This is a genomic window from Corynebacterium sp. CCM 9204 (assembly GCF_041357695.1).
Taxonomy (GTDB): domain Bacteria; phylum Actinomycetota; class Actinomycetes; order Mycobacteriales; family Mycobacteriaceae; genus Corynebacterium.
In genome coordinates, this window is record NZ_JAUERX010000003.1 from 307,126 (window position 1) to 321,216 (window position 14,091).

General features: G+C 61.1%; 12 protein-coding genes. 3 read left to right on the top strand and 9 right to left on the bottom strand.

The annotated features are described in order from the left end of the window. Positions 1 to 24: 24 nt before the first annotated feature. Positions 25 to 303 (bottom strand): hypothetical protein, encoded by a 279-nt coding sequence (locus QWU43_RS07860; RefSeq protein WP_370914468.1) that lies wholly within the window; start codon positions 301 to 303, stop codon positions 25 to 27. A gap of 118 nt (positions 304 to 421) precedes the next feature. Between QWU43_RS07860 and QWU43_RS07865 the strand changes: the two genes are divergently transcribed. Next, positions 422 to 1,333, top strand: coding sequence for an exodeoxyribonuclease III (locus QWU43_RS07865; RefSeq protein WP_370917536.1), 912 nt, complete (start codon positions 422 to 424; stop codon positions 1,331 to 1,333). Between the two features lie 65 nt (positions 1,334 to 1,398). Here QWU43_RS07865 and QWU43_RS07870 read toward each other — a convergent pair whose 3' ends face one another. The 7 genes from QWU43_RS07870 to QWU43_RS07900 all read right to left on the bottom strand — a co-directional run bounded on the left by QWU43_RS07870 (position 1,399) and on the right by QWU43_RS07900 (position 9,320). Continuing rightward, positions 1,399 to 2,409, bottom strand: coding sequence for a LacI family DNA-binding transcriptional regulator (locus QWU43_RS07870; RefSeq protein WP_370914466.1), 1,011 nt, complete (start codon positions 2,407 to 2,409; stop codon positions 1,399 to 1,401). Between the two features lie 122 nt (positions 2,410 to 2,531). Further along, on the bottom strand, positions 2,532 to 2,957 hold the full coding sequence (locus tag QWU43_RS07875) for an RbsD/FucU family protein (protein WP_370914465.1): 426 nt from the start codon (positions 2,955 to 2,957) through the stop codon (positions 2,532 to 2,534). A 57-nt stretch (positions 2,958 to 3,014) separates the two neighbouring features. Continuing rightward, positions 3,015 to 4,406: a sugar porter family MFS transporter gene (locus tag QWU43_RS07880; RefSeq protein WP_370914464.1), complete on the bottom strand. Its 1,392-nt coding sequence runs from the start codon at positions 4,404 to 4,406 to the stop codon at positions 3,015 to 3,017. A 45-nt stretch (positions 4,407 to 4,451) separates the two neighbouring features. Beyond that, the gene (locus tag QWU43_RS07885) at positions 4,452 to 5,117 is read right to left on the bottom strand and encodes a class II aldolase/adducin family protein (RefSeq protein WP_370914463.1); all 666 of its coding nucleotides are present in this window, start codon (positions 5,115 to 5,117) and stop codon (positions 4,452 to 4,454) included. A 38-nt stretch (positions 5,118 to 5,155) separates the two neighbouring features. Continuing rightward, on the bottom strand, positions 5,156 to 6,646 hold the full coding sequence (locus tag QWU43_RS07890; RefSeq protein ID WP_370917537.1) for a rhamnulokinase family protein: 1,491 nt from the start codon (positions 6,644 to 6,646) through the stop codon (positions 5,156 to 5,158). A gap of 36 nt (positions 6,647 to 6,682) precedes the next feature. After that, on the bottom strand, positions 6,683 to 8,452 hold the full coding sequence (locus QWU43_RS07895) for an L-fucose isomerase (protein ID WP_370914461.1): 1,770 nt from the start codon (positions 8,450 to 8,452) through the stop codon (positions 6,683 to 6,685). Positions 8,453 to 9,110: 658 nt separating this feature from the next. Continuing rightward, positions 9,111 to 9,320 carry a hypothetical protein gene (locus tag QWU43_RS07900; RefSeq protein ID WP_370914460.1) on the bottom strand — a complete coding sequence of 70 codons (210 nt, stop codon included), beginning with the start codon at positions 9,318 to 9,320 and terminating at the stop codon, positions 9,111 to 9,113. A gap of 254 nt (positions 9,321 to 9,574) precedes the next feature. Between QWU43_RS07900 and QWU43_RS07905 the strand changes: the two genes are divergently transcribed. Then, a complete protein-coding gene (locus tag QWU43_RS07905; RefSeq protein WP_370917538.1) occupies positions 9,575 to 11,581 on the top strand; it encodes a hypothetical protein in 2,007 nt (668 codons plus the stop codon). Between the two features lie 138 nt (positions 11,582 to 11,719). Here the strand turns inward: QWU43_RS07905 and fucO are convergent, their stop codons facing one another. Continuing rightward, on the bottom strand, positions 11,720 to 12,871 hold the full coding sequence (gene fucO / locus QWU43_RS07910) for a lactaldehyde reductase (RefSeq protein WP_370914458.1): 1,152 nt from the start codon (positions 12,869 to 12,871) through the stop codon (positions 11,720 to 11,722). Between the two features lie 413 nt (positions 12,872 to 13,284). Here fucO and QWU43_RS07915 point away from each other — a divergent pair, with 413 nt between their 5' ends. Beyond that, a complete protein-coding gene (locus tag QWU43_RS07915) occupies positions 13,285 to 14,052 on the top strand; it encodes a trypsin-like serine protease (RefSeq protein WP_370917539.1) in 768 nt (255 codons plus the stop codon). The last annotated feature ends 39 nt before the right edge of the window (positions 14,053 to 14,091 follow it).

Consider the following 14,091-nt stretch of genomic DNA (forward strand, 5'->3'; position numbering starts at 1 on the left):
GATGGTGCCACGGCCCCGGTCCATTCACCGGGTGAAGCCGTAGAATACGGTCACCAGAAGTACGGTGAGAAACGGCGACAGTACGCCGAGGACCCCGAGTGGGATCCACCGGTACCGTTTTGTGACGGTACTGACCAGGACACTGACAGCCCCGAGCACAATGCTGATCGTGATGGAATGGTCCGCGAGTGGTCCGCTGAAACTGGTGAAACCGATGATCCAGGGGAACACGATACTGAGGCCTGCGGTGGTGATGATGACGGGTAGCGGCCAGCGATCTGGACAATCCGCGGTGTAGGTCATGGCTGTCCTTCCGGGTGGAAATCTCGTGGTGTCGTGAACCAGTGTCCGCGGAAACACAGGCCTCCTCAACAGGCGGGGCATCTGTCCCCGGGGCCGGTCGCTGACTATCGTGGTGGGCATGTCTTTCACCGTTACCACCGTCAACGTCAACGGCATCCGAGCTGCAGTGAAGAAACGCAGTGAGGAAAATCTGGGACTGCATGCCTGGTTGGATCATTCGAATGCCGATGTGGTTCTCATGCAGGAGGTTCGAGCCAGCGACAAGCAGGCCCGCGACGCCCTCGCTCCGGCGCTCGACGCCGGTTGGCACTGGATCGGTGCGGAGTCGGCAGCTAAGGGGCGCGCCGGAGTCGGAATTCTCTCTCGGACTCCTCTGACGGACGTGGAGATCGGTTTCGGTTCCTTCGCCGATTCCGGCCGATGGATTGCGGCGAACATCGAGGATCACGATGTCCGGGTGGCGTCGCTCTATCTTCCCTCCGGTTCGGCGGACACAGCCAAGCAGGATGAGAAATATCTTTTCCTCGATGAGTTCACGGGTGTTCTCGCGGAGCAAGCAGCCACCCACGAGCAGATGGTGATCGGCGGGGACTGGAACATCTGCCATCGCCGCGAGGATCTGAAAAACTGGAAGACGAACAGGAAGAAGTCCGGCTTCCTGCCGGACGAACGCGCGTTCATGGATTCCGTCTTCGGCACCTTCCCCGATGATGCCACCCAGGTCGAAGGCGCGGGTAGCTTTGCCGGAGCCGTCGATTACGTTCGTGATGCGGTACTCCCAGAGCGCCGAATCCCCGATGAGCCGCAGTGGTTCGACGTGGCGCGTCGGCTGCAGCCGGAAGGCGACGGCCCCTACACCTGGTGGACCTACCGGGGGAAAGCCTTCGACACCGACGCCGGGTGGCGCATCGACTATCAGGCGGCGACGAAGGCGCTCCTGGACCGGGCCGAGAAGAGCTGGGTGGACAAGGCGGAGGATTATGCACTGCGCTGGTCCGACCACTCGCCCCTGAATGTCACGTACCGGTGAGAGAACAAGTCGGCATATTTCACCGGTATTTCACCGCCGGTGAAACAATCTAACTCCCTCCGAGCTCACCAGGGGCGCGGGCGCGTTGATTTTCGGATGACGAGTTCGGCGGGGAGTTGGCGGTGCCGGCGGGGTTCCCCGGCGATGATCCTGTCGAGTTCCTCCAGTGCTGTTCTTCCGAGGGCGGTGAAATCCTGCCGGACCGTGGTCAGGGACGGATTCTGGAACTTGGCCTGGGGGATGTCATCGAAGCCGACGACGGAGACGTCGTCAGGGACGCGGACACCCGCTTTGTAGAGGGCGTGCATTGCTCCGATGGCGATGTCATCGTTTCCGGCGACGATGGCGTCGGGTAGCCCCCGGGAGAGAAGTTCCTCGCCCATCGCGTAGCCGCTCGCGCTCGACCAACTGTCGCCGATCAGCCAGTCCGCTTCGGTATCGTTTGCTGTGCATACCGTCTGGAACCCACGGAGCCGGACCTGTGCATCCTGCCAGCGGAGATCACCGGTCAGATACACCGGGGCCGAACAACCGATGTCGAAGATGTACTGGCTCGCGGCGATGGCGCCGTCGTACTGGTCGATGGAGACGGTGGACACCCGATTCGTCTCGTGTCTGCCAGCGATGATCACGGCGCAGGGAACCTGGGCCTTTGCCGCGATCACGGGGAGAATGTTGGAGGTGCGGGCCAGGACCACGAGGCCATCGGGATTGGTTCCGTGCAGGTAGGAGATCGCCCGCCGCAGTGAGCTGGGGTTATCGGTGGGGGAGGTTGCGATGACGATGTGCCTGCCGCGGGCCGCCAGCTCCGACTCCAGTGCGGAAAATAACCTGGCGACACCGTGCCGGATCTCACCGGTGACGAGAAGTCCCGTGGTCTTCGATTGTTTTGACGCGAGTGCTCGTGCGGCGAGGTTGACCTCATATTTGAGCATTGCTGCCGCGTCCTGGACCTGTTTCCGCGTAGTCTCGGATGCTGGGCCAGAGTTGTTGAGAACTCGCGAGACCGTCTGGACGCTGACTCCCGCGAGAGCGGCAACGTCGCGCATGGTCGCGCGGTTGGATGCGGTTGTCACGTTGATCGTCTCCGTGGTGCCTCGGTGCCCTGGGGGTGCCTATTTTAGTCCTGTAGTTAAAACAGATATGCAGCACCCTACGTTAGAGAACATGGGGTGCTGCATGAGGACTGATGCCGTCGTCAGACGACGACACCCTTCTTCAGGATGATGTTGCCGTAGAGGGCTGTCTCGCCGGTGATGAGCACGACCCGTGCCTTGCGGGCCTGGTCGTAGAAGTCGAAACGGTCGAAGTGTCCTTCCGTGTGGTTCTCGGGTTCGGCGCGTTCGATGATCTCGCGGTAGGTCGGCCAGATTTCTGGGGTCGGATCATCGCCCAGGGTGTTCATCAGCGCGAACTGCCAGTCGTTGTACGGGTCGAGCGGCATCAGTTCGAGAATAGCCTCGAGGATTTCCGGGATTCCGTGGCCGTCGGCACGAAGGACGTTGTCGTTGAACTCGGCTCCGGGGAAATTGGCGTCGGCGACGACGATCTCTTCGCCGTGCCCCATGTCCATCAGGACATGGACCAGATCCGGGCTCAGTATCTTGGGGATCTTGCGCAGCATGATGGTTGCTCCTTGTCTGCGTCTGTGATTGGTCTGGGATTCTCCGTTGAGCGGGAGTTACTTGGTGGCGAGTGCTTCAGCCGGGATGTCCGCGCGTTCCTGCCAGTACTCCTCGATCTCTTCCAGGGACTTGCCCTTGGTCTCGATGACCTGGGTCAGGATGAACCAGACGGCGAGGCCACTCATGATGGCGAAGAGGAAGAACACCCAGGTACCGATTGCCGCGATGAGATCGGGGAAGATGAGCGACAGTAGGGCGTTCATCGTGTACTGCGCGAAGGTTATGATGCCGACGCCCAGCGCGCGTGCGCGCAGCGGGAAGATCTCGGGGACGTAGGTCCAGAACACCGGGCCGAGTCCGAACCCGAAGGAGAACACGAAGAGGAAGACCGCGATGACGGCGAGCGTGGCGTTGGATTCCGCGAAGAACGTGAGGATCAGCAGCGGCGGGATCTGTCCGGCCAGGGATACCGTCAGCAGCTTCTTTCGTCCCCACCGGTCGATGAATGCCAGGGACACGAAGGTGGAGACGACTAGCGCGATACCGACGCCGTAGTTTGCGGCGATACCGGCGTTCGCACCCATGTCCAGGTGCTCGAAGATCTTCGGTGCGTAGTAGACGGCCGCGTTGATGCCGGTGAACACCTGGAAGATCACGAGGACGAAGGCGAGGATGACGACGGGACGGAAGGTACCGAACAGTTCTTTTATCCCGGCGCTCTGTTGCTCCAGGGACTTCTGGATGTCGGCGACCTCGCGGTCGACCTCTTCCTTTGTCTCCCGGACCCGGGAGAGGGTCTTACGGGCACGTTCGATCTGCCCGTCCCGGATCAGCCACCTCGGGGACTGCGGTGACAGGGCCATCCCGATACCGAAGATGAGTGCCGGGACGAGGCCGAGGCCAAGGGTCCACTGCCAGCGGTCGGTGAGTGAAAAGTAGTGGCCGACGGCGTAGGAGGTCAGAATACCGAAGTTCACGGAGAGCTGGTACAACGAGGCCATCATGCCGCGCAGATGCGCCGGAGCGATCTCCGAGAGGTAGATCAGGCCGAACATGTTGGCGATACCTGCCGCCATGCCGAGCATGAAGCGGAACGCCATCAAGGTTTCGGGGTTGGGGGCCAATGCACAGCCCAGTGAGCCGACTCCGAAGATTGCGGCACCGATGACCAGGAGATTACGGCGCTCGATCTTCTTCTCGAAGGCCGTGGCAACCGCGATCGAGGGGAGTGCACCGAAGAGCAGGAAGGAGACAATCAGGCCTTCGGCGGTCGGATTCAGTCCGAATTGGCGAGTGATGTCCGGCAGCGCCAGTGAGATGGCGCCGGAGTCGTAGCCGTACAGCAGACCTGCGAGGCCGCCGAGAACGGCGAACACGTAGACGATCGGCTTCGTCCGCGGCGGTGTGGTGTCCGCGGTACGTGCTGTGGGAGGAGATGAATGCGTCATGGTCTTGTCCTTCAACGACCTGGAGTGGAGGGGGGAGAGTGGACCTTAGAGTCCGTACTGGGCGCGCATACCGATGAGCTTCTCGATCTCATCGGCGGGAAGTTCGCGTTCGCCGTTGATCATGCGGGTGAGGAAAGTCAACTGGGCGGTGTATTCGAGGCGTTCCATCTGGAAGTAGGCGTCCCACACGTCGGAACCCCAGCTCAGGGCGCCGTGCTGTTCAAGGAGTGCGACCTTGTGGGTGAATGCGAAGGGCTCCACGGAATCCGGGACGGCTTCGGTGGACGGAGTTCCGTAGGGAGCCAGCGGGATCTCCGGCATGGCGATGACCGATTCCGGCATCATCTTCTTGGTCAATGCCTCACCTTTGATGGCGAAAGCGGTGCCGTGCAGCGGATGGGCGTGTACGCATGCCTTGATGTCGGGATTCACCCGGTACATCCGCAGGTGCATCTTCACTTCGCTGGTGGGCTTGTGGATACCGCTGGGAGCTGGCTCGATGATATCGCCGTCCAGGTTCATGACGATCAGTTTGTCGGGGGTCAACTGGCCCTTGGAGACGCCGGTCGGTGTGCTCAGGATCAGGTTGTCATCGACCTTCGCGGTGATGTTGCCGTCGTTGGCGGCGACCATGGTCCGCGACCAGAGCATGTATCCCACCTTGCAGATGGCGTCACGCAGTTCCTGGTGGGAGTACTCGGAGTTGGACATGAGATGTTCCTTTCAATCTGTCGGGTTGAGTCGTGGTGTCACCGCGTGGCGACACTGGGGTGTGCGTGATCATGCGTCGCAGCGAGCCGGTGGCGCATGTCGTTCCAGCGGGTGGGGTCATGGGGTTCGAAACGCAGGGGAGTGAATGACCGTTGGATGATGCCGTCGCGTTCGCCCGGTTCTATCGCACCGATCGCTTCGAACTGGCTCAGTAGGTTGCCTGCGGCGGAAGCTTCGGCGGGGCCGCTGAGGACCGGTAGCCCGGTGGCAGACGCCGTCATCTGGCAGAGCAGACCATTCCTGGATCCGCCACCGACGATGTTGACCACTCGGGGCCTGACCCCGGTCAGTTCAGACACTTCTGAGACGGCGTTAGCGTGGGCGATGGCGAGGGATTCGAGGATCAACCGGATGAGTTGGCCGGTGGATTCCGGCTCACGTCCGTAAAGCTCACGCATCCGCATGTGGATCTTCTCGGGCATGTTCCCGGGGGTGGTGAACGCTTCGTCATTGGGGTCGAAGACCAACCCCATGCTGGGCGATGCTTCAGCGGCGACCAGCAGTGCGGGGAGGTCGGTGTTCTTTCCGGCCTGCTGCCATGCGCGCATGCAGTCCTGGAAGATCCACAATCCGGTGATGTTCTTGAGTAATCGAACTCCGCCGTCGATACGCACCTCGTTGGTGAAGCCACTGGTGAAGCAAGTGTCGCTAAGTACGGGTTCATCGGTGTAGGCACCCACCAAGGTCCAGGAGCCACACGAGATGAACACCGATTCGGTGTCCGTCGCCTCCTCGTGGGGGATCGCATGGACGGCACAGGCGGTGTCATGACCACCCGGGCGAACCATGGGGATGCCCGTGATCGTTTCCGGACCCAGCACCACGGAGTCGCGGGCAATGTCCGAGAACCAGTGCGCCGGGATTCCGAGTGCGTCAAGTACCTCATCCGACCACGTGGTGGCCCCCGGAGTGGCCAGGCCCGTGGTGGAGCAGATCGCGCGGCCGTAGGCCTGTTCCCCGCACAGCAGGGACGCGAAGTAGTCGGGGAGCAACTGAACACGTTCGACTGAGTCGACGAGCTCCGGGTGCTGCTGAAGGTCGGCGAAGAGCTGATTTGCCGTATTGATGTCCGCAGGCTGGATGCCGGTGAGCTCGAATGCGCGCCGGGCGGGCAGTGCCTGTTCGAACTTCTCCCGGTGTTTCGCCATTCGGGTGTCTCGGTAGGACCTGACCGGCAGTGCGACCTGCCCGTCCTTTTTGACGAGCGCGTAATCGACACCCCAGCTATCTACGCCGATGGAACTGATCGGGATCGGGACGCGGGTGCGGGCGATGGTGATGCCTGCGATCGCGCCGTCGAGCAGACGGTCGATGTCCCAGGCCAGCGCGCCGTCAACGGTGTCCACCTTGTGCGGGAAGCGGTGTGCCTCCTGCATCTTGAGGGTGCCGCCGTTGAGCACTCCGACGATCGCGCGGCCGTTGGAGGACCCGAGATCGAGGGCAACTGCGGCGTACTGGCTCGGGGACATGACAGTCTTCCTTACTTCAGTTGGATGGACGGGGGATCAGCGGTACAGGGGTCCGAAGTTCGCGCAGGCCCGGAAGTCCGCGCTCTCCAGATCGGTGGTGCCGAAGCTGGACCATGCCCGCGGGCGGAAGATGCGCTCGGGTTCGATGTTGTGCATGAACACCGGGATGCGGAGCATCGATGCCAGGGTCAGCAGCTCATCGCCGAAGTGGCCGTAGCCGGTCGCCGTATGGTTGGCGCCCCAGTTGTCCATCCAGTCGTAGACGCTGCGGTGTGCGCCCTCGCCCGTGAGACGCGGGGCGAAGAAGGTGGTCGGCCAGGTCGGGTTGGTGCGGTCGGCGATGGTGTCGCGGACCTCGTCGGGAACCATGACCGTCCAACCCTCGGAGACCTGGAGTGCGAGACCCAGGCCGTCGACCATCACCAGGCGTGACGCCGTGACCGGGAGGTCACCCGGGGTGTTGAAGTGGGTGGAGAAGCCGCCGCCCGGGAAGTATTCCTTGATCGCGGCGTGGAAGGTGCTCGCCTTGATGTCAGCCTCGATGTCTTCCTCGGTCATCTCCCACCAGGGCTTGATGGTGGGATTGCCGTCGGCGTCCTTGGCACCGCAGGCACCGTCCAGCGCGGTGGCACCGGAGTTCCGCAGATCCACGAAACCGTGGGCCGCATGGCCGGTCAGCTCGTATCCGGTGACCCGCTTGACTGCCTCGGGTGACCAGTAGGTACGGACGTCGCTGAAGAGCTGCGCGCGGTTGGTCAGCAGGTTGTTGAGCAGCATGGCCAGGCCGTTGAGGACGTCGCCCTCGGTGGCGAGGATGGACGGTTGACGTTTTCCGTTCCAGTCGAAACTGGTGTTGAGGATGGTCTCCAGCAGGTCGCCATTGGGCTTGTAGTCGGTCCACTGGCGCTGTCCCTGGAAACCGGCGGCAATGGCGTCATGGCCGTGGGACTCCTCGGTGAAGCCCATCTCGGCGAGCTTCGGATTGCCGTTCATGAGGTCGTTGGCGACGAGGGTCATCTTGGTGATGTAGTCCCACTGCTCCTCGTACTCGGCGTCGGTGAGACGCTTGTCCTCGGGGTTGGGGTTCTCGCCCTCGACGAGATTTTCCCGCACCCACTTGCGGGCGATCTCGTACTCGTCTTTGTCGTAGATGCCCTGGGTGATGCGGCGGTCGAACTCGATCATGTCGATGTACTCGGACTTCAGGCCCAGGTACTTGAGGATGTCGACCTCGGGGACGCGGCAGCCCGCGATACCCATGGATACCGTGCCCATGGCGAGGTAGCTGCGGCCCTTCATCTGGCCGACGGCGATGGCGGCGCGGGCGAATTTGAGGATCTGCGCGACGACGTCATCGGTCAGTCCGTCATCGGAGGCGTCCTGGACATCGTGGCCGTAGATGCCGAAGGCGGGGATTCCGAGCTGGGTGTAGGCGGCGAGTGCCGCAGCCAGGGTCACCGCGCCGGGACGCTCGGTTCCGTTGAATCCCCAGATGGCGTGGGGGATTGAGGGATCGAGGTCCATGACCTCGGTGACGTAGTTCCAGGACGAGGTGACGGTCAGGTCGGCGCCGACGTTGTGGGCGGCGAACTTCCGCTTGCAGGCGGCAGCTTCTGCGGCGCCACCGATCGTGGTGTCCGCGATGACGACCTCGACAGGCTCTCCGTCGGTGTAGCGGACGTTCTCGCGCAGGAGCTTCGCGACGTTCTGGGCGAGTTCCATCGTCTGCTCTTCGAGGGACTCCCGGACGCCGCCGAGACGACCGTCGATGAGGGGTCGGATACCGATTGCCGGATGGTTGATCATGATTGATCCTTTCCAGAGTGTGTGAACGATCTCACGGCCAGCAATCGCATTGAACAGGTCTTAATGTGTCTACTTGCCGCTGCCGTTCACTTGTGTGAACGTTCTTAGTGCAAGTGTGACGTTTATTGGGGCACCCTGTCAAGGGTGATGGGTATCACTTGATCATTGATGCAGGTGGAGTTGATTTACCAGGGGATTTCTATGCAAAATAGTAGGTTTTGAAAACAAACTGATAGCGATAACAATTGATCTTCTGCGCACTCCACGTCAACGCGTACTGCGTGGATCGATATGGGGATGTCTCTGGGGTGTGGTTGCACCTGGGTCGGGACCCGGTGAGGGCTGTCCAAGCCGGTGGTGGCTGCGGGAGTGGGGTGAGCAGGCTATTCCCCGGTCCCGCGGTTTGATCTTTTTCGGCCTGCAAGGTGCGGCATTTTCGGGGATTTGCCGATTCCGGCTCCTGGCTCAGGGGATCGCCGTTGCATTCGGTGGGGTGTGTCCCGATCGTGCCGTGCGGCCTAGCTCCCGGTGGCTTATCGAATGCAGTCAGATTCGGTTCGGGACTCCGGGCGCGGGGAGGCTGTGCGCCCACGGGGTCTGGACACGGCAGAATCGCGTCTCGTGGGGTTGCGGTGTCCGGGTGTGCGGACGGTGTGAACTACTTCTCCCGGTATCGGAAGAAACGATTATAGCCCTTGGTGACCAGTGCGAACACGAGGATTGAGAGTGCCGAGGTGAATACCACGTAGCCGAGAGATGTGAACGGGTGGGCGGTGTCGATGAAACCTGCCGACCATGACAGGACAAGTGCGAATGCGATACTTGCGACCGTCAATTCGACCTTGGTGATGCCCGTTTTCCGTTTCATGGTGCTCAAGCGTAGCAAGTGGAAGTCGGGGACCGGTTTTCGGGATCTGCGGGATGGCGGTGTGGGTGCGTTGAGCGGTGTAGGGGGAAACCGTAGGTTTACGTGATTCCTGACACTCTCGTGGGGCTGGGGTTGCCCCGATTTGGTGGTAGAGTTAGCTTAGCCTGTGCTGATGGTGAATGGATTCTGTACCGTGGTGTCCCTTCTCCAAGCACTCCCCCTTTTTTGAAGACAACCTCTATTAGGAGTTTTTCGTGAGCGTAATGCCGCATCATCGTTCCGGTCGGCGGGCCCTTGCCGCACTGGTTACCACCACACTTCTCGCGGGTGGTATCGCCGTCGCCGGACCGAGCGCCCTGGCACAGGAGACCGCCGCCGTTGAGACCACGGCTGCCTCGGAAACTGCCACGGTCACCGCTACCGGAATCAATCGTGGAACTGTTGCCGTAGCGAAAGTTTCTGCAGGTGAAGGTGCCTTCCCCAAGGATGCTGATGTGACCGTGACCGTCGCCGGAAAAGCCGCACAGTTCTTCGTCGTTGTCGACGGCAAGGGCACCGCAGTTGATTCTGTGAAGGCATCCGAGACCGGTGCGTTGGATGCCGTGGTGATCACGCCGGCATCCAAGGACACTGACGGCAAAACTCTTCCTGTCGTGTTCACCGCAGGTGAGGTGACCCGTAACGTTGATGTTGAATTCGTCGGTGGCCGTGCGGCCCGTCAGTCCGTCCTCTTCGGACGCACCGAGGCTCCCGCCATCGAGTACACCTCCCTCGGAAGCACTGTCACCGCGACGTTGCAGAACCTTGAACCCGGTGCGACTCTGGTCGCCGTCGGTGTCGAAGGCCAGAACTGGCTTCCGGACGGGGTCACGTACACCGCTGATGATGACGGCGCTATCGTCGTCCCCGAGGTCAATATCCCCAACGATGAGTCGCTCATCGGCAAGGGTATTGGTGCTACGCTGCGGCTCATCAACGGTACCGAGAAGACCCTCGTCGCCCGCCGCAACGGTGTGACCCCGGCTGTTGACGCGATGAATGAGAGCAGGATCAACGTCCTCGCGGAGAAGAAGGTCAGCCCCGGCCTCTACCAGTCCGTGTATTCGAAGGGGCTCAATGCTCTGTTCGTCACCCGCGCGCCGTTCAACCTCGATGAGCACTCCCAGATCCTCAAGCTGAATCCCGATACCCTCGAGGTTGATCCGACCTTCAACCCGATCGTCACCCGCGAAGGTGAGGTCACTCCCCGTGAGGACAGGGCGTTCGGTATTGCCGTTGACGAGAAGAACAACACCCTGTGGGTCGGGCGTACCCTCGGTGGTTCTGTCACCGCGTACGATGCCACCACCGGAGACTTGAAGAAGGCCTTCCCCGTCAACGTGTCGGGTATGTCCCACCCGCGTGACATCGTTGTTGATGAAACGACCAGCCTCGTCTATGTCGGTGATGTGACCTCCAAGAACACGTCAGATGTCTCCGAGAACAACATTCGCATCTTCGACGGTAAAACTCTGGAGGAGAAGGGTTCGATCTCGATCCCGAACTTCCAGAAGGGGCCGATGGAGCTGAATCTCGATCAGGCCAGCCGCACGATCTACACTGTTGACTTCACCGGAAAGACGGCCGCGAAGATCGAGCTTGGCGCCGACAACAAGGTCACCACCTATGACCTTGGCAACCCGGAGGTCCAGGGGGATCGTGGTGCTGGTGTCGCCTACGACAGCAAGCGCAACCGCCTCTACGTCGCCACGCAGGCGCCTTCCTGGGTCAAGGTCATCGACCTGAACACCGGAACGGTTATCTCCACGATCACCACCGGAGCTAGCCCGCTGGATGTGCTCTACGATTCAGTCAATGATGTGGTTTACTCCATCAACCGCCTCGGCGCTACCGTGAACCTGATCGATCCGGAGACCTTCAAGGTCACCGCGACCCGTCGGATCGACTACCTGCCCAACCAGCTCTCCACCGACGGCAACGGCAACGTGTTCATCACCACCAAGCCGTCGCGAGACTTCGGAGAGAACGACACCATCTACAAGGTCACCGTCGGTCGCGAAGGAAATGGTTCAACCGACATCAAGGGTTCGTCGGAGGCTCCCGTCGGCTCCTCTGACGTGAAGAGTTCCAGCGTCGGCTTCGCAGGTGGTGGACTGTTCGCCATCCTCGGTGTGCTCGCCGCCCTCGGTGCACTCATCGGCGGGCTGTTCCACGCGGTCCAGGCCGGACTCCACGCACACTTCAACCTTCCGAAGCTGTAGGAGTTAACGGTGCGTTCCCTCGAAGCGACTGAGGGAGCGGTTGCCGTAAAATGTTTAAAACGAAGGACCGCCCCGGGTTCATGTCCCGGGGCGGTCCTTCGTTTTACTTCCTCCGTCAGCGGATGAAGAGAATTGGGATCAGAGCAGCGACGCGTAGATCTCCCGGATCTCATCCCGGGTGGCTTCCCGCGGATTGCCGGGGGTGCAGACGTCAGCAAAGGCGTCGTCAGCGAGCGCGTCGAGACCTGTTTCGTCGACCCCGACCGCGGAGACCGTGGTCGGATTGCCGACCCGAACGGTTAGATCAGCCACCGCGTCGCATGCAGCAGTGCGTGCCTCGTCGAGAGGCATGTCGTAGGCGTTCTTCACACCGAATGCGTCCGCGATGTCCCGGTACTTTTCTCCGGTGTACTCCGCGTTGTACCGCATGACCGGAGCGAGAAGAATTCCGTTGGCCACCCCGTGCGGTGCGTGATAGCGCCCGCCGAGTGGATGTGCCATGCCGTGGACGAGTCCGAGCCCGACGTTGGAGTATCCCATACCTGCGATGTAACTGGCGTAGGCCATCTTCTCGCCGGCCTCAGCATCGCCGTCGAGAGACTTCTCCAGATTTGCCGCAACCATCCGGATGGCGGTCATATGGACGGAGTCGGACAACTCCCAGGCCCCCTTGGTGATGTACCCCTCGATGGCGTGCGTAAGGGCGTCGAGGCCGGTGGCTGCCTTGAGGCCACGGGGCATCGAATCGGTCAGGTCCGGGTCGACGATGGCGAGGACCGGAATATCGTGAGGGTCAACGCACACGAACTTCCGCTGATTCTCCGTGTCGGTGATGACGTAGTTGATCGTCGTCTCCGAAGCGGTACCTGCCGTGGTCGGGATACCGATGATCGGGATGGACGGATTCTTCGTGTCCGCCACGCCCTCAAGGGAAAGAACATCGGAGAACTCAGGGTTCGCCGCGATGATACCGACCGCTTTCGCGGTGTCCTGCGGGGAACCACCACCGAGACCGATTAAGGCGTCGGCACCGCACTGCTTGAACACCTCGACCGCGGCCTTGACGTTCTCCACCGGAGGATTGGGGCGGACGTCACTGAAGATCTCGTAGGGGAATCCGGCCTCGTCGAGCAGATCTGTGATCTTTGCCGTGACACCCGTCTCCAGGAGAATGGCGTCTGTGATCAGCAGAACCTTGTTCAGATTGCGGGAACGCAGCTCGGGAACGAGATTCGAGATCGCGCCACGCCCGAAGTAGGACGTCTGGTTGAAGATCATTCTGTGTGTCATGGTTTCTTTCCAACTTTCTGGATCACCAGGTGTGATCCGGACAGGTCCACATATCGCCCGGGTTGTCGGGCGGGGCACCCGGAGATGGTGGGACCTGTCTCAACCGCATGCAAGAAACAAGTCCGATGATCCAACTGGGCGCAGAAACAATTATACGCCGTAGGGATTCGGTTATCCGGAGGGCCGGGAGACTCCATCGCGCGGGGAGGGGGTAGGTGTCCGGAGCGTGTGAACCACCAGATTCCTACGGTCGGCCCACCCCGGTCTTTCGGATGTTCCGGGCGGGGACATCGGTAAGTGTCAACTAGGCATAACAAAGCAATGGGCATCGCTGTACTATCCAGAGTGATCTGCGTTATAAGTCATTATTCACTGTGACTTCGCCCCTATATCTTTGTGAAGGGAAGCCCACCATGAGCAGTTTCCTGAAGAAGTTCCGACGTGCCGCCCTGTCCACCGCAGTCGGAACTGCGGTCCTCGTGTCTTCCGTTATTCCAGCACAAGCGGTTGTCGGTGGATTCAACTCGAATCAGGCCGCCACCGTGAAGCTATGGGCCTACGGATACAAGGCCGCTGATCTGTTGTGCAGCGGCAGCCATATCGGCCAGGGGTGGGTACTCACCGCGAAACACTGCGTGGACGACATTGGAGTCAACACGGATTCCACGCAGGTCGTGTGGGGCAACCCCAACATCAACTGGGACACCGATTACTACTCCGGACCGAGTTCCTCGGTCGATGAGATCGTGACCAGTCCCGACCCGAAGAAGGACCTCGCACTGGTCCATGTCCCCGGACTGGACCAATGGTGGGCACCCAGATACAACCTGCGGTGGGGTGGACAAGCCGAAGGACTGCAGAACGCCAACTGCACCGCCTACGGATACGGGCTCTGGCAAGATGACTTCTACGCAGACGGGGCGTACGCAAAGCACCAGCGTGGACTGAACTTCCGGATCACCAGAGCACACACCAACATCACGAGTGCGAACGCTTCCCAGCTCCGTGGAAAAGGGCAGAACGGTGGATTCCTCAACACAGGTGACTCCGGGGGATCTCTCATCTGCAACGGTGTGCTGTCAGGTGTGACCGTCGCGTACTGGCCGAACTCAAACACCAACACGTTCATGTCCATCTCGGACGCAGAACGTCAGTGGATCACCGACGTCACAGGTATCTGATCACGACCCCGGGAACTGATGCGGTATCCGTTGGTCGGG

Coding starts and splice junctions, on each gene's coding strand:
- fucO (WP_370914458.1), bottom strand. CDS start 12,871: ATGACACACAGAATGATCTTCAACCAGACGTCCTACTTCGGGCGTGGC.
- QWU43_RS07895 (WP_370914461.1), bottom strand. CDS start 8,452: ATGATCAACCATCCGGCAATCGGTATCCGACCCCTCATCGACGGTCGT.
- QWU43_RS07885 (WP_370914463.1), bottom strand. CDS start 5,117: ATGTCCAACTCCGAGTACTCCCACCAGGAACTGCGTGACGCCATCTGC.
- QWU43_RS07915 (WP_370917539.1), top strand. CDS start 13,285: ATGAGCAGTTTCCTGAAGAAGTTCCGACGTGCCGCCCTGTCCACCGCA.
- QWU43_RS07880 (WP_370914464.1), bottom strand. CDS start 4,406: ATGACGCATTCATCTCCTCCCACAGCACGTACCGCGGACACCACACCG.
- QWU43_RS07875 (WP_370914465.1), bottom strand. CDS start 2,957: ATGCTGCGCAAGATCCCCAAGATACTGAGCCCGGATCTGGTCCATGTC.
- QWU43_RS07890 (WP_370917537.1), bottom strand. CDS start 6,646: ATGTCCCCGAGCCAGTACGCCGCAGTTGCCCTCGATCTCGGGTCCTCC.
- QWU43_RS07860 (WP_370914468.1), bottom strand. CDS start 303: ATGACCTACACCGCGGATTGTCCAGATCGCTGGCCGCTACCCGTCATC.
- QWU43_RS07900 (WP_370914460.1), bottom strand. CDS start 9,320: ATGAAACGGAAAACGGGCATCACCAAGGTCGAATTGACGGTCGCAAGT.
- QWU43_RS07865 (WP_370917536.1), top strand. CDS start 422: ATGTCTTTCACCGTTACCACCGTCAACGTCAACGGCATCCGAGCTGCA.